The organism is Chryseobacterium sp. GQ58 (assembly GCF_059758895.1).
This window is the reverse complement of the sequence record NZ_JCAXEH010000006.1, coordinates 72,207-85,830: the sequence shown is the minus strand read 5'-3', so window position 1 is coordinate 85,830 and position 13,624 is coordinate 72,207. Positions and strand designations below refer to the sequence as shown.

At 34.0% G+C, this 13,624-nt stretch carries 18 protein-coding genes; 11 read left to right on the top strand and 7 right to left on the bottom strand.

Going from position 1 to position 13,624, the window contains the following annotated elements; genetic code table 11:
- Positions 1-31 precede the first annotated feature (31 nt).
- Together AC6CHK_RS14390 and AC6CHK_RS14385 are read right to left on the bottom strand one after the other, a co-directional pair.
- The gene (locus AC6CHK_RS14390; RefSeq protein WP_498097299.1) at positions 32-880 is read right to left on the bottom strand and encodes a GLPGLI family protein; all 849 of its coding nucleotides are present in this window, start codon (positions 878-880) and stop codon (positions 32-34) included.
- 56 nt (positions 881-936) lie between these two features.
- On the bottom strand, positions 937-1,842 hold the full coding sequence (locus AC6CHK_RS14385; RefSeq protein ID WP_498097298.1) for an NAD(P)/FAD-dependent oxidoreductase: 906 nt from the start codon (positions 1,840-1,842) through the stop codon (positions 937-939).
- Between the two features lie 120 nt (positions 1,843-1,962).
- Between AC6CHK_RS14385 and AC6CHK_RS14380 the strand changes: the two genes are divergently transcribed.
- Both AC6CHK_RS14380 and pafA read left to right on the top strand, forming a co-directional pair.
- Entirely contained in the window at positions 1,963-2,337 is a 375-nt protein-coding gene (locus tag AC6CHK_RS14380; protein ID WP_498097297.1) for a Fur family transcriptional regulator, read from the top strand.
- Between the two features lie 82 nt (positions 2,338-2,419).
- The gene (pafA, locus tag AC6CHK_RS14375) at positions 2,420-4,066 is read left to right on the top strand and encodes an alkaline phosphatase PafA (RefSeq protein ID WP_498097296.1); all 1,647 of its coding nucleotides are present in this window, start codon (positions 2,420-2,422) and stop codon (positions 4,064-4,066) included.
- 50 nt (positions 4,067-4,116) lie between these two features.
- Here the strand turns inward: pafA and AC6CHK_RS14370 are convergent, their stop codons facing one another.
- The 5 genes from AC6CHK_RS14370 to AC6CHK_RS14350 all read right to left on the bottom strand — a co-directional run bounded on the left by AC6CHK_RS14370 (position 4,117) and on the right by AC6CHK_RS14350 (position 6,761).
- Complete coding sequence (locus tag AC6CHK_RS14370) at positions 4,117-4,431, bottom strand: barstar family protein (RefSeq protein WP_498097295.1); 315 nt, start codon at positions 4,429-4,431, stop codon at positions 4,117-4,119.
- Between the two features lie 78 nt (positions 4,432-4,509).
- Positions 4,510-4,782 (bottom strand): GIY-YIG nuclease family protein, encoded by a 273-nt coding sequence (locus AC6CHK_RS14365; protein ID WP_498097294.1) that lies wholly within the window; start codon positions 4,780-4,782, stop codon positions 4,510-4,512.
- A 53-nt stretch (positions 4,783-4,835) separates the two neighbouring features.
- On the bottom strand, positions 4,836-5,318 hold the full coding sequence (locus tag AC6CHK_RS14360) for a ribonuclease domain-containing protein (protein WP_498097293.1): 483 nt from the start codon (positions 5,316-5,318) through the stop codon (positions 4,836-4,838).
- A gap of 102 nt (positions 5,319-5,420) precedes the next feature.
- A complete protein-coding gene (nadE, locus tag AC6CHK_RS14355) occupies positions 5,421-6,212 on the bottom strand; it encodes an NAD(+) synthase (RefSeq protein WP_498097292.1) in 792 nt (263 codons plus the stop codon).
- Positions 6,213-6,230: 18 nt separating this feature from the next.
- Complete coding sequence (locus tag AC6CHK_RS14350; RefSeq protein ID WP_498097291.1) at positions 6,231-6,761, bottom strand: GNAT family N-acetyltransferase; 531 nt, start codon at positions 6,759-6,761, stop codon at positions 6,231-6,233.
- Between the two features lie 122 nt (positions 6,762-6,883).
- Here AC6CHK_RS14350 and gldB point away from each other — a divergent pair, with 122 nt between their 5' ends.
- From gldB to AC6CHK_RS14305, 9 genes are all read left to right on the top strand, one after another.
- Positions 6,884-7,870: a gliding motility lipoprotein GldB gene (gldB, locus tag AC6CHK_RS14345; protein ID WP_498097290.1), complete on the top strand. Its 987-nt coding sequence runs from the start codon at positions 6,884-6,886 to the stop codon at positions 7,868-7,870.
- A gap of 22 nt (positions 7,871-7,892) precedes the next feature.
- Positions 7,893-8,219: a gliding motility protein GldC gene (gldC, locus tag AC6CHK_RS14340; protein WP_498097289.1), complete on the top strand. Its 327-nt coding sequence runs from the start codon at positions 7,893-7,895 to the stop codon at positions 8,217-8,219.
- Positions 8,220-8,286: 67 nt separating this feature from the next.
- Positions 8,287-9,426, top strand: coding sequence for a cystathionine gamma-synthase (locus AC6CHK_RS14335; RefSeq protein ID WP_498097288.1), 1,140 nt, complete (start codon positions 8,287-8,289; stop codon positions 9,424-9,426).
- A 134-nt stretch (positions 9,427-9,560) separates the two neighbouring features.
- A complete protein-coding gene (locus AC6CHK_RS14330; RefSeq protein WP_498097287.1) occupies positions 9,561-10,037 on the top strand; it encodes a nuclear transport factor 2 family protein in 477 nt (158 codons plus the stop codon).
- Between the two features lie 10 nt (positions 10,038-10,047).
- Positions 10,048-10,494 carry a GNAT family N-acetyltransferase gene (locus AC6CHK_RS14325; RefSeq protein ID WP_498097286.1) on the top strand — a complete coding sequence of 149 codons (447 nt, stop codon included), beginning with the start codon at positions 10,048-10,050 and terminating at the stop codon, positions 10,492-10,494.
- Positions 10,495-10,540: 46 nt separating this feature from the next.
- Positions 10,541-11,044, top strand: a complete 504-nt coding sequence (locus AC6CHK_RS14320) for a DinB family protein (RefSeq protein ID WP_498097285.1) — start codon at positions 10,541-10,543, stop codon at positions 11,042-11,044.
- A 78-nt stretch (positions 11,045-11,122) separates the two neighbouring features.
- On the top strand, positions 11,123-11,431 hold the full coding sequence (locus AC6CHK_RS14315) for a GIY-YIG nuclease family protein (protein ID WP_498097284.1): 309 nt from the start codon (positions 11,123-11,125) through the stop codon (positions 11,429-11,431).
- A gap of 37 nt (positions 11,432-11,468) precedes the next feature.
- Positions 11,469-12,017 (top strand): L-threonylcarbamoyladenylate synthase, encoded by a 549-nt coding sequence (locus tag AC6CHK_RS14310; protein ID WP_498097283.1) that lies wholly within the window; start codon positions 11,469-11,471, stop codon positions 12,015-12,017.
- A 172-nt stretch (positions 12,018-12,189) separates the two neighbouring features.
- A complete protein-coding gene (locus tag AC6CHK_RS14305; protein ID WP_498097282.1) occupies positions 12,190-13,608 on the top strand; it encodes a CCA tRNA nucleotidyltransferase in 1,419 nt (472 codons plus the stop codon).
- Positions 13,609-13,624 lie beyond the last annotated feature (16 nt).

Below are 13,624 nucleotides of genomic sequence, written 5' to 3'. Positions count from 1 at the left end.
GATAAGTAATTTTATTTGTAGAAAGTATTAATTATTTATACAAATCAAGATCAAGAAAATTATTGTTTCTTGCTAGATTTTTCTTTGCCTTTTCTCTTCCTGCTTTTTTAAAAGCATTTGCATCTATTTCATTTCCGTTTTCGTCATAGGATCTAAAATTAGTAATCTGTGGATTCATCAATAAAAACTGTTCATTTGAACTCATCGGATTTTTCCTGAAGTCATTCCATTTTTTATTAAACTGTTTCCTGTTTACCTCATAACTTTTCAATAAATGGGATGGTTTGCTAACGGAAGTTCCATCAACGGTTTTATAATTGGCAATGAGCTGAAAAGAATGATGCTTTCTGGAATCTTCAATAGCCACAATTAAACCCGGAAGTTTCCTGAACAAATGCGGACCGTCCTGAAATGGCAATTCTGTTGTAAACCAAGCCGTCCATTCTCTGTTGCCAAATTTTACAATTGCTTTCTGACAACTATAATTCTGAATCTTTTTTGTTTCATTGATTAGTTCCCAGTTCAAATCTGTCTCATCAATTACTTTGTAAGATTCCATTCCGATGAATTCTGTTGAATAGTTTTTGATATTATTTTTATTTTTCCAAACCAGAGAACGTATATTCCCTGGCAAAAGATCAGTTCCGATTTTTCCATTACCTTTTTGTGAAGATTTTAAAATTGCTGAGTCTCTTTTCGCTTTCATTTCGCTCAGAAACTCGGAATGATCTTTAAAAATAGTAAGACGCATATTTTCTGTTAAAACACTGTCAACTTTTGTAGAATCGGGAACGTATTTGTATTCATAAATAAATCTGTGATTCTGCGCACTAAATTTTGAAACAATAACGAAAAACAGGATTGTGAAAAATTTATTCATTTACATTTGATATATCAATCAAATCTACAAAATTGATTGAATAACTCTGTTTTTTTCTAAAACCAATCTGTTACCAATTCCATATTCACCATTGCGCCGGTAAGGTTTCCGGTCATTACGGCATTCGCAACGGAGCGCATCATAGAAGAATTATCCCCGCAGACGAACAATCCGGGAATATTTGTCTTCTGGAAATGATCCATTTTGATGTGACCTGTTTCAATAAATTCGCAACCCAATTTTTCAGGAATATCAGAATGTTGCTTAAAAGGCAACGCCGCATACACCGCATCAAAATCTATTTTCTGTCCATCCGCCAATAAGAGGTTTTTGATATATCCGTTGTCGTGATTTAATTCCGTAATTTCTGTTTCTATGATTTCAATGTTATGATTTTTAAGCTTTTCCAGCTGCTCTTCATTGAAATTGGCTTTCCCTCTCGTAAATATGGTGACGTCATTGGTGAGATTTTTGACTAGCGATGCAATATGGAAGGCCTTATCTTCATTGGCAATAATTCCTGTTTTTTTATTTCGATATTCATAGCCGTGACAATACGGGCAGTGAATTAAAGAAATTCCCCAACATTCTGCAAAACCTTTGATTGGTGGGATTTCATCTACAACTCCGGTAGCGAAGATCAGCTTTTTGCTTTCAAATGTTTCACCATCTTCGGTTGTAATTTCAAATCCTGTATCTGTTTTTTTTCCTTTTATGGCTTTTCCTTCATAAAAGCTTATGGTTTCATATTTCGCAACCTGCTCTTTTGCAACTGTCGAAATTTCTTTTGGGCTTTTTCCGTCCTGCGTCAGGAAATTATGCGAATGCGGTGTTGTAAGGTTACAGGGTTTTCCGCTGTCTATCACAAGAGTTTTTCGTAATGATCTTCCTAAAGCCATTGCAGCCGAAAGCCCGGCGTAACTACCTCCGACAATGATTACTTCAAATTTATTTTCAGTCATGATTATATATTGATATTTGATTATGAATAAATTAAATTCAATTATTGCAAAATTTACAGCTAATTGTTTGCCAAATTTAATACATTTTTTTATTATTGCAAATAAGTCGCATTAAATAAAATGAAAAGAAGAAGCACATCAACACAGCAAGCAGTTTTATCATTGTTGACCGACTCCGGAAAAGCAATGAGCCGAGACGCCATAGAAAAGAAAATTGACATCAATATCGACAGAGCAACTATATACCGCGTACTCAACCGATTCTGTGAAGATGGGATTCTTCATAAAATTGTCGCTGAAAATGGCAAACAGTATTTTGCTGTCTGTATCAATTGTGAAGAAAAAAGTATAGCTGCTCATCATTTTCATTTTCAATGTACGAGCTGCGAAACGATAGAATGTTTGTCTACGCCGGTTCAGTTTTCACTGCCGAAAGGTTATGATGTACAAAGTATGAATTGTGTTTTGACGGGCGTTTGTAAGGATTGTAGTTAATCTTATTAATTTAAATAAAACTTCACATACCAAAACTTTTAAAACCCGTAAATTTGTAGTCATTTAAAAAAAAATTATTCAAATGCTAAGGAAAATTACGGTTGCTGCGGTTACTTTTATGTCTTTAATGACTGTCAATGCTCAGAAAAACAAAAAATCACAGGTAGAAAGACCAAAATTGGTTGTCGGTTTGGTGATCGATCAGATGAGGTGGGATTATCTTTACCGTTTTTACGATAAATACGAAAATGACGGTTTCAAGAGACTGCTGAATACAGGTTTTTCTTTTAATAATGTATTGATTCCTTATGTTCCGACGGTAACTGCAATAGGACATACGACTATTTATACAGGTTCTGTGCCTTCGATTCACGGGATTGCAGGAAATGACTGGACAGATAAAAAAACAGGTAAAAATGTATACTGCACCGAAGATGCGGAAGTAAAAGGTGTCGGAGCAAGTACCGATAAAATAGGAGGGCATTCTCCTAAAAACCTTTGGAGCACAACGATAACAGATCAATTGAGAATAGCGAGTAATTTTGAATCTAAAGTGGTTGGTGTTTCTTTGAAAGACAGAGCTTCTATTTTGCCGGCCGGTCACAATCCGACAGGTGCATTCTGGTTCGATGAAAACACAGGAAATTTTGTGACAAGTTCTTATTATATGAAAAGTTTGCCAAACTGGGTAAACAAATTCAATGACCAAAAGCTAGCTGAAAAATTAGTAGCCAATGGCTGGAATACTCTACTTCCCATCCAAGAATATACCGAAAGTACAAGAGATGATGTGCCTTGGGAAAAGCTTCTGGGAACCGCTACAAAACCTACATTTCCTTATAATAATCTTGCTGCCGATTATGCTATAAACAAAAGTGTTTTGAGAACAACACCTTTCGGAAATACATATACTTTAAAGTTTGCCGAAGCAGCAATCGACGGTTACCAACTGGGCGAAGACCAAATCACAGATTTTCTTGCGATCAATGTAGCATCTACAGATTATGTTGGGCATGCTTTTGGCCCCAATGCGATCGAAGTTGAAGATACTTACCTTCGACTTGATCTTGAATTGGCAGATTTTTTCAAGATGCTTGATAAAAAAATAGGCAAAGACAATTATCTTGTTTTTCTTTCTGCAGACCACGGTGGCGCGCATGCTGAAGGTTATATGAAAGAAAATAAAATGATGACAGGCTTTTTTGATGACGGTTTAGAAAAAAATTTGGGCGCTGAACTTGAAACCAGATATGCTGCAAGCAAACTGATCTTGGGAATTGATAATTATCAGATTTATCTTAATCATCAGCTTATTGACGAGAAAAAGCTTGATGAAGAAGATATCAAAAAAAATATTATTGCAAGCTTAAATAAAGATCCTCGTGTTTTGTATGCGGTTGATTTAAAAGAAGTAGCTGAATCTCCAATTCCGGAGCCAATAAAATCAAGAATAATAAACGGATACAACTGGCAGAGAAGTGGTGATATTCAGATCATTTCTCACGACGGAATGCTTCCGAATTACGCTAAAAAAGGAACGACACACAGTGTTTGGAATTCGTACGACGCTCATATTCCGTTAATTTTTATGGGCTGGAAAGTGCCAAAAGGTGAAAGCAATGCTCCACATTTTCTGACGGACATAGCTCCAACGCTCGCTCAATTTTTAAGAATTGAAAACCCAAGCGGAAACGTCGGACAACCTTTGATGGAAGTTTTAGGAAAATAATTTGAAATATCAAAAACCCCGCAAATCAGTTTGCGGGGTTTATTTTGTAATTAAATTTCTTCTTCTTCGCTGTTTTCTTCGGTTTCATCACCATATTGTTCAAGATAATAAGTGAAAGTGAAATCTTCCACATTGTCTTCTGCATCTTCCAAAGTCGTCAATAAATCTTCAAAAATTTCCAGCTGATCGACGCTCATATTTACAAATTCGATGTGAAGTGGCATTTCAAGTTCGCCGGAGATCACATCATAGAGTGCATCCAGATTATCTCCAAAATGATCAGGAAGCGTCAATTTTTCTTTTAGCTGAGCATAAAAATCTTCATAATCTCCGAGATCTGTAAAATCGATGTATATTGTTTTCATATTTATTTAATAGTTATTTTGTCATTGCGAGAAGCGTAGCGACGAAGCAATCTCAATAAGGACTCATTATATCTTCCGTTAAATCTTTCCATTCAGGTTCATTGATAAAATTAAATCTAATTTCTTTTGTCTCGAACCTGCTTTTATTTGTTTTTCTCTAAAAATAGCATCTCCTATTTCCTGAAAAGCTTCCCAATACACTAATTTATTGACGTTATATCTTGATGTAAAACTTCTCTCGTAATATTTATCTCTGTGTTGTTGAATTCTTTTAGGTAAGTTTGAAGTTACTCCTGTGTAAAGGACGGCGTTGTTTTTATTAGTCATTATATAAACAAAACCTACTTTCATGAACATTATTTTTATAGATTGCTTCGTCGCTTTCGCTCCTCGCAATGACAAATTTACTGCTTTTCAAAGCTTTTATAATGGTTTTTGGTTAAATAAACCTCACCATCTTCTGTAAAAACAATTCGGTCTGCAGTTCTGTTTCCGCAATTGTAATTTACATCGGCTTCAAAATATTTTTTATTTGTGGGAAGTTTCTTTTCGCGATTGCTGAAGTGATCTCCGCCAATTGCTTTTCCGGGCAAAATTTCGCATAGATTTCCTTTGGAAGGATTCCAGCCTTGTTTTTTAGCTTCATTTTTTGTGATGTAAAAATCGGGAAGATGATGATTCTGTTTTACAAAAGAAATGATTTTTGCCTCTTCTGTAATCGAATAGATTTCGCTGCTGTTTTCAGCTGTATTTCCTTTTTTTGTTTCAAGATTATTCTGAGGTTTTTCTTCTTTATCAGCGATAAAATGATTGTAAGTATACATCACGGTAATTCCAAAAAGAAGCCCGAAGCAACCGAAAAAAAACAGTCGTATTTTATTATTCATAAATTTTAGGTAATAGGATATAGGTTTTTAGGTTGTTGAAATTACAGATTTAAAAATAAATTTAAAACATTCAACTCATAATTTATAACTCGAAACTTATAACTAATTTCTCCATTCTTCAGGAATATCACAAACAGGAATAGGATTTATTTTGTGTTGAGCAGCTTTATGCATTCTGTCGAAAATTAAAAATACTTCTTTATCGCGTCCTTCATATTCTTCGACGGCTTTTGTTCCGTATTCTTTCTGAATTTTTTCAAGTTCAGGATAAGTCGCCCCGATTTGCTGTTCATCGGTTCTGTCAACATCCCAAAGTCCGTCTGTAGGAATCGCTTCCTGAATGCTTTTAACTAAATTTAAACCTTTTGCAAGCGCATAAACTTCTGTTTTATAAAGATCGGCAATAGGCGAAACATCTACACCGCCATCGCCATATTTTGTATAAAAACCGATGCCGAAATCTTCCACTTTATTTCCTGTTCCGCAAACCAGAAGTCCGTTGATTTGGCCGTAATAATATAATGTAAGCATTCTCAAACGGGCTCTTGTATTGGCAAAAGCTAGCTTTTCGTTTGGATAAAGATCATCATGTACATCAAATGTTTTATGCAGTTCTTCGAAAGCCGGAGTCAGATTCACAGACATTGTTTCCACATTCGGAAATCTTGATTTCAGATCATTCATATGTTCCCAAGCGCGGTTTACCTGATCTTCTTTTTGGCGTATAGGCATTTCGATCAGTAAAGTTTTTAAGCCCGTCATTGCTGCCAAAGTAGAAACAACTCCCGAATCTACGCCTCCCGAAACTCCGACTACATAACCGTTTACTTTTGCTTTTTCGGCATATTCTTTTAGCCAGTTTACAATATGATCTATTATTTTTTGTGTTTGCATTATTGATGTTTTTTTAATTTATTTAAAATCTTCTTTTTTTAATTCATACCAAAAACAAATTCCGTCCGGTTCGGTAAATTCACTTGTTTTTTCAAATCGGAGTTTTGTTAAGATATGATTTGATGCTAAATTTTCAGAATGAGCATACGCATAAATTATTTCGGTTTTCAAATCATTAAAACCATAATCTAAAGACGCTTTTCCTGATTCTGTAGCGTAACCTTTTCCCCATGTTTCAGGCAAAAAACGGTAACCTAGTTCATAGAAATTTTGGTGTCCGTTTACTTCTGAAGTATTTAGTTTTAGTCCGCTCCATCCGATAAGAAGTTCGCTTTCTTTTTCAATAACGGCAAGTCTTCCTAAGCCATTGTCTTCATATTGCTGCATAATCATTTTTACCACTTCTTTCGATTCTTCAATTTTAGAAAGTGTAGGCATTCCGACATATTTCATGACATCCGGATCAGAATCGAGCAGAAAAAGACGCTTGTAATCTTCCTCCACAAAATTTCGGAGAATGAGCCTTTCGGTTTCAAGATAAATATTCATTATTGGTTTGGTATTGTTTTAAAGATTTTTATATAAATCTAATAGCTACAAAAAAATCCTTTTTCAGCAAGAGTTTATATTTATATCCTTATTTTTGTATCCTTAAATTTGATGTAAAAATAATGAAGATTTTTAGAATTGCAGCACTTTCATGTCTTTTAGTTTTGAGTTTAAATTCTTGCAAGAAAGATCAGGAAACTCGATGGAAAGTTGAAATAAAAAATCCTGCCCAAAAGGTAGAAATTACTGATATATCTAAAGAATTTTACGATCAGAATCTTCCTTTAGAGCAATTCACACAAAAATTTCCATGGTTTCAGGGCACAGTTCCGGACGAAGATTTTGCTAAAAGAAGAGCCGATGCGGATGAAATAAAAATTTATAAAGAAGCTGCAGCAAAAATCGATCAGAAAAAACTGCAGAATGAGCTTCAGGATCTGTTTTCTCACATCAAATATTATTTTCCGCAATTCAAAACTCCGAAGGTGTATTTGTTTTCATCAGCTTTACAGATGATTCAGGAACCCCTTCTTTATAACGAAGAAACAAATTTTTTGTTTATAGATATTTCAGGTTTTATGGGTGATAAAAATCCGAATTATAAAGGTTTGGAACTTTATTTTCAGAAATCCATGAATCCGAATAATATTGTTCCTAAAGTATCCAGAATGTTTGCTGAAAACATTGTTCCTTACACAGGAAACAGCCAGAAATTTATCGATCTGATGATTTATAATGGTAAAATTATGATTTTGCAGGATGCATTTTTGCCAGAAACTCCTGATTATCTAAAAATGGATTACACCAAACAGCAATATGATTGGGCTTTAGCTAATGAAGCTAATATTTACAATTATTTTGTTGAAAATAATCTGATTTTCGGTGATGATCACAGATTGGCGGAGCGTTTTCTTGCACCGGGACCGTTTTCAAAATTCTACACGGAAATCGACAATAGCTCGTCACCAATGGTTGGTGTTTTTACGGGATGGCAGATTTGCAGAGAATATTTTAAAGAAAAACCTGAAACAAAATTAACTGATTTCCTGAAAAAGGATGCCACAGAAATATTTAATCAGGCTGGTTACAAACCAAAATTAGAAGAATAATAAAGTTTAGAAAAATAGAAAAATGAGAAAGACTCAAATAACGATAGATGTAGAGCTGGATGAAAATCACATCCCGGAAATGATCACCTGGAATGCAGAAGATGGCGGAATCGAAAAAGAAGAAACCAAAGCAACCATGATTTCTGTTTGGGATGATAAAACAATGGAAGCTTTAAGGATTGATCTTTGGACGAAAGAAATGCCTGTTGATCAGATGAAAATGTTTATTCATCAGATTTTGGTTTCTCTTGGAAATACTTATCAGAGAGCAACAGGTGAAGAAGACGTAGCTCAATGGATGGAGCAGATCGCAGAAGAATTTGCAGTAAAATCTGCTATAAAAATGTAAAATCAATTTGAGAATTGAACATTTCGTAAAAATTTCAAGTTTTCAAATTACTTAATTTATATAGATTATGAATTTTAATACAAAAGTAATACACGGAGGTCAACATCACGAATCTGCAACGGGTTCTGTAAATGTGCCTGTATTTTTGACATCAACATTCGCACAAAAAAGCCCGGGAGTACATTCCGGTTATGAATATTCAAGAGCAGCAAATCCTACAAGACAGGCTTTGGAAGACTCTTTGGCAAGCATTGAAAACGGAGCAAAAGGCTTGGCTTTCGGTTCCGGATTGGCTGCAATCGATTGTGTTTTAAAATTATTAAATCCCGGCGATGAAGTAGTTGCTGTTGACGATTTGTATGGCGGAACGTACAGAATGTTTACAAGACTTTTTGAGAAATATCAGCTGAAATTTACGTTTGTTAATTTTGATGATGTTTCAAAAATTGCAGACGTTATTACCGACAAAACTAAATTAATCTGGGTTGAAACACCAACCAATCCGTTGATGAAACTGGTTGATATCAAGGCTGTTGTGGAAATTGCAAAAGGAAAAGATATTTTGGTTGCGGTTGATAATACTTTTGCAACGCCTTATCTTCAAAGACCGATTGATTTAGGAGCAGATATTGTAATGCATTCTGCAACGAAATATTTAGGTGGTCACTCTGACGTTATCGCCGGAGCTTTGATTGCAAAAGATGCTGAATTGGGAGAAAAACTTCACTTCATTCAATTTGCAAGTGGTGGAATTTTAGGCCCTCACGATTCTTATTTGGTTTTGAGAGGAATTAAAACTTTAGCTTTAAGAGTTCAAAGACATTCTGAAAACGGAATGGCGGTTGCAAAATATCTTGAAGCCCATCCTGCAGTTGCACAAGTAATCTATCCGGGATTAGAATCTCATCCACAATATGAATTGGCAAAGTCCCAAATGAAAGATTTTGGTGGAATGGTTTCTTTTACCTTCAAATCAGGTAAAAAAGAAGATGCCATTAAGTTTTTAGAAAAAGTAAAAGTTTTCACTTTGGCTGAATCTCTTGGTGGCGTAGAATCTTTGGCCAATCATCCAGCTTTGATGACTCACGCTTCGATTCCTGCTGAAAAACGTGCAGAATTGGGTATTACCGACGATTTAGTTCGTTTAAGTGTCGGAATCGAAGATGCGGAAGACCTAATCGCAGATTTGGAAAGAGCATTTTCTTAAAAATTAAATTCTGAATATTATATTTTGTCATTCCGAATGAAGCGAAGCGTAATGAAGAATCTACATATTTAAAAGAGATTTTTTCTCCGTCAGAATGACAAAATGTTAGAAAATAATTATTAAAATAAATCATAATGAGAAAGATTCAGATTTTTATTGTTTTAATTTTAAGCCAATTTGCCTATTCTCAGGTTAAAGAAACTGATGAATTGTATAAAACGGCAAAGAAATTAGACAGTTTGATATTTGATATCGGATTCAATAAATGTGATCATTCTCATTATGATTCTATTATAAGCGAAGATCTTGAATTTTATCATGACGTTGGAGGAGCTACTTTAGGTAAGCAAGCATTTATTACATCTGCTAAAAATAATATTTGCGGTTCTCCGAATAAGTTGAAACGTGAGTTGGTTGCAAACAGCATGAAAGTGTATCCTTTATATAAAGATAAAACTCTTTATGGATTGATACAGGAAGGGAATCACGATTTCTTTTTCTTTGAAGATAAAGTATGGAAAAAAGGAGGAAGAGCCAAATTCACACATCTCTGGATTCTTGAAAATAAGCAATGGAAGCTTAAACGTGTTTTAAGTTATGATCATCAATAATTAATATGAAATGACAAGAAAAGCAACAATTCAGGATTTACCCCAATTGGCTGAATTATTTGATCAATACAGAATTTTTTATCATAAAGATTCCGATATTCCTGCTGCTGAAAATTTTCTAAAAGAAAGAATTGAAAACAAAGATTCCGAAATTTTTGTTGCAGAAAGTGAAAGCAAATTAATCGGTTTTGTTCAATTGTATCCATTGTTTTCCTCAACAAGAATGAAGCGTTATTGGTTGTTGAATGATCTTTATGTCAACGAAAAGTACAGAGGAAAAGACTTTTCAAAAAAATTAATTGAAGAAGCGAAAGAATTGGCAAGATCTTCGAAAGCCAGCGGAATTTTATTAGAAACAGGAAAATCCAACGACATTGGAAATCAATTATATCCATCTTGCGGTTTTGAATTGTACGATTCTGTCAATTTCTACGAATGGACGAATAAAAAATCTTGATTTCAGTAACTTATAACTCATAATTAATAATTTATAACTAAAAAGCATGACTGATTTTCAAAAATATATCCAAAGGTATTTAGACAATATTCCATCCGAAAAATGGTTGGAAGAATTAAAGAAATCAGGAGAAAAAACGATCGAAATCTATTCAAATCTTTCGGAAAGTCAATCTCATTTTGCTTATGATGAAGGAAAATGGACTTTAAAAGAATTACTTCTACATTTATCGGACACGGAAAGGGTTTTTCAGTATCGTATTTTGGCTTTTTCAAGAGGCGAAAAGAACGAATTGCCTGGCTTTGATGAAGAATTGTATGCTCAAAATTCTTTTGCCAACGAAAGAAGTTTAGAATCATTGTTGGAAGAATATAAACTGGTCAGAAAGTCTTCTGAGATTTTATTGGAAACATTAAATTCATCAGTTTTAAATAATATCGGAACAGCCAACGGAAATCAAATTTCTGTTGAAACAATTGGAAAGCTGATCGTTGGTCACAATTATCATCATTTGAATATTATTGAGGAAAGATATTTGCCGAAGTTGTAGAATTTTTTAATTTTATTGTCATTGCGAGGAGCGAAAGCAACGAAGCAATCTTTAGAATTATTATTTAAATTTACACAAATGAAACCCGGCTTTGTATACATCATGACCAATAAAAATAATACTGTTCTTTACACCGGTGTTACATCGAACTTACCTACAAGAGTTCAACAGCATAAAGAAAAATTCTATGAATTGAGTTTTACCTCAAAATATAATATCAATAAATTAGTTTATTGGGAAACATTTCAGGAAATAGGAGATGCAATTTTTAGAAAAAAACAAATTAAAGCAGGTTCGAGACTGAAAAAACTAAATTTAATAAATTTACTTAATCCCGAATGGAGAGATTTGGCTGAAGATATCAAGGATATTATGAATCCTTTTTGAGATTTCTTCGTCGCTACGCTCCTCGCAATGACAAACAATGGAAAACATCATACAAATACTAAAATCCGGCGGAACGATTCTTTACCCAACAGACACAATTTGGGGAATCGGCTGTGACGCGACAAATATTGAAGCAATCAACAAAATTTTCGATATCAAAAAGCGTGAGAAAAACAAATCCATGATTATTTTGGTGGAAAATGAAAAAAGATTGCAAGATTTGGTTGATGTTCCGGAAATGGCGTGGGAAATTATGGATTTAAGCGAAAAACCTGTCACATTGGTTTATCAGAATCCGAAAGGTTTACCGAAAGAACTTCTTGCAGAAGATGGAAGCATCGGAATCCGTTTGGTGAAAAATGATTTCTGCAAAAAATTAATCACGAAATTAAATAAACCTTTGGTTTCAACTTCAGCCAATTTCAGCGGTGATAAAAGTCCGTTAAAATTTTCTGATATTTCAAAAGAAATTATTGATTTGGTAGATTTTGCAGTGGAAGAAGACAGAGAAAAAGTTTCAAAATATTCAGGTTCTTCAGTGATAAAAATATGGAATGACAACAGAATAAAAGTTCTGAGAGAATAAAAGTTCAGAATTAATTATCTTTGTAAAATCATTTAACCATTAAAAAGTCGGAAATCTAGTTTTTAAAACTGAAAATCTGATTTTTTAGTGGTTTTACGTTAGATAAAGATTAATATTTTTAATTAATTATAAGTCTAATTCTAACTTCTAATATCTAACATCTATTTAAAAAATGTTCATCAATCTTAATCAAAATAAAAATCTAAAGCTTTTCAAAATCATTTCTGAAGTCGCTTCTCAAAGCAATCAGTCCGTTTATATTGTTGGCGGCTATGTTCGCGATTTATTGATGAAAAGAAAAGCGTCAACAGATATTGATTTTGTGACCGAACAAAGCGGAATCGAGCTTGCCGAAAATGTAGGTAAAGAAATTGATCCGAAAATGAAAGTTTCTGTTTTCAAAACGTATGGAACAGCAATGATCAGGTATAAAGATCTTGAGCTTGAGTTTGTAGGAGCCAGAAAAGAAAGCTATACCGAAAACAGCCGCAAACCTGAAGTAGAAGGCGGAACAATTGAAGACGATCAAAAAAGAAGAGATTTTACCATCAATGCGATGGCAATTTCTTTAAATAAAGATAATTTCGGGGAATTAATTGATCCTTTTAATGGAATTGACGACCTGGAAAAAGGAATTCTGAAAACACCTTTAGAACCTGCTCAAACCTATTCCGACGATCCGTTGAGAATGATGAGAGCGGTACGTTTTGCTTCGACTTTAAATTTTAAAATTGAAGAAAAATCATTAAATGCTATTAAAAAGGAAGCAGAAAGAATCAAAATTGTTTCGATGGAAAGAATTATGGTTGAATTTAATAAAATCATGCTTTCTGAAAAACCGTCAGTCGGATTGAGATTGATGGAAGAAACAGGTTTAATGAAATTGATTATTCCTGAATTGATCGAGCTGAAAGGAATAGAAGAAGTGGAAGGACAAACCCACAAAGATAATTTTTATCATACCTTGGAAGTTGTTGACAATATTTCTGAAAACACAGATAATCTTTGGCTTCGTTGGTCGGCTTTGCTTCATGATATCGGAAAAGCTCCGACAAAAAAGTTCGTTGAAGGAACGGGCTGGACTTTCCACGGACATGAGTTTTTAGGTTCAAAAATGACAAAAAATATTTTCCAGAAGCTGAAGTTGCCTTTAGGTCCGGATATGAAATATGTTCAGAAAATGGTAAAGCTTTCTTCACGTCCGATCGCTTTGATTACGGATGACGCTTCAGATTCTGCATTGAGAAGATTGTTATTTGACGCAGGCGAAGATCTGGAAGATTTGTTTACGCTTTGTAAAGCAGATATTACAACCAAAAACTCAAAAAAACAGGATAAATTCAAGAAAAATTTTGAATATGTTGCTGTTAAAATAAAAGAAGTTGAAGAAAAAGATCAGGTACGAAATTTTCAGCCACCAATTTCCGGAGAAGAAATCATGCAAATGTTTAACCTGAAACCCGGACGGGAAATTGGTGTTTTAAAAGAAAAAGTAAAGGAAGCTATTTTGGAAGGTGAAATTCCTAATGAAAAAGAAGAAGCAAGAAAATTTGTGATTGGCGAAGCTGAGAAATTGGGCTTGTCACTATAACTTAATAGATGCATAA

What these genes read in the sequence shown, in the direction of transcription:
- AC6CHK_RS14390 (WP_498097299.1), bottom strand. Translation starts at nt 880, where the DNA reads ATGAATAAATTTTTCACAATCCTGTTTTTCGTTATTGTTTCAAAATTT.
- AC6CHK_RS14385 (WP_498097298.1), bottom strand. Translation starts at nt 1,842, where the DNA reads ATGACTGAAAATAAATTTGAAGTAATCATTGTCGGAGGTAGTTACGCC.
- AC6CHK_RS14380 (WP_498097297.1), top strand. Translation starts at nt 1,963, where the DNA reads ATGAAAAGAAGAAGCACATCAACACAGCAAGCAGTTTTATCATTGTTG.
- pafA (WP_498097296.1), top strand. Translation starts at nt 2,420, where the DNA reads ATGCTAAGGAAAATTACGGTTGCTGCGGTTACTTTTATGTCTTTAATG.
- AC6CHK_RS14370 (WP_498097295.1), bottom strand. Translation starts at nt 4,431, where the DNA reads ATGAAAACAATATACATCGATTTTACAGATCTCGGAGATTATGAAGAT.
- AC6CHK_RS14365 (WP_498097294.1), bottom strand. Translation starts at nt 4,782, where the DNA reads ATGAAAGTAGGTTTTGTTTATATAATGACTAATAAAAACAACGCCGTC.
- AC6CHK_RS14360 (WP_498097293.1), bottom strand. Translation starts at nt 5,318, where the DNA reads ATGAATAATAAAATACGACTGTTTTTTTTCGGTTGCTTCGGGCTTCTT.
- nadE (WP_498097292.1), bottom strand. Translation starts at nt 6,212, where the DNA reads ATGCAAACACAAAAAATAATAGATCATATTGTAAACTGGCTAAAAGAA.
- AC6CHK_RS14350 (WP_498097291.1), bottom strand. Translation starts at nt 6,761, where the DNA reads ATGAATATTTATCTTGAAACCGAAAGGCTCATTCTCCGAAATTTTGTG.
- gldB (WP_498097290.1), top strand. Translation starts at nt 6,884, where the DNA reads ATGAAGATTTTTAGAATTGCAGCACTTTCATGTCTTTTAGTTTTGAGT.
- gldC (WP_498097289.1), top strand. Translation starts at nt 7,893, where the DNA reads ATGAGAAAGACTCAAATAACGATAGATGTAGAGCTGGATGAAAATCAC.
- AC6CHK_RS14335 (WP_498097288.1), top strand. Translation starts at nt 8,287, where the DNA reads ATGAATTTTAATACAAAAGTAATACACGGAGGTCAACATCACGAATCT.
- AC6CHK_RS14330 (WP_498097287.1), top strand. Translation starts at nt 9,561, where the DNA reads ATGAGAAAGATTCAGATTTTTATTGTTTTAATTTTAAGCCAATTTGCC.
- AC6CHK_RS14325 (WP_498097286.1), top strand. Translation starts at nt 10,048, where the DNA reads ATGACAAGAAAAGCAACAATTCAGGATTTACCCCAATTGGCTGAATTA.
- AC6CHK_RS14320 (WP_498097285.1), top strand. Translation starts at nt 10,541, where the DNA reads ATGACTGATTTTCAAAAATATATCCAAAGGTATTTAGACAATATTCCA.
- AC6CHK_RS14315 (WP_498097284.1), top strand. Translation starts at nt 11,123, where the DNA reads ATGAAACCCGGCTTTGTATACATCATGACCAATAAAAATAATACTGTT.
- AC6CHK_RS14310 (WP_498097283.1), top strand. Translation starts at nt 11,469, where the DNA reads ATGGAAAACATCATACAAATACTAAAATCCGGCGGAACGATTCTTTAC.
- AC6CHK_RS14305 (WP_498097282.1), top strand. Translation starts at nt 12,190, where the DNA reads ATGTTCATCAATCTTAATCAAAATAAAAATCTAAAGCTTTTCAAAATC.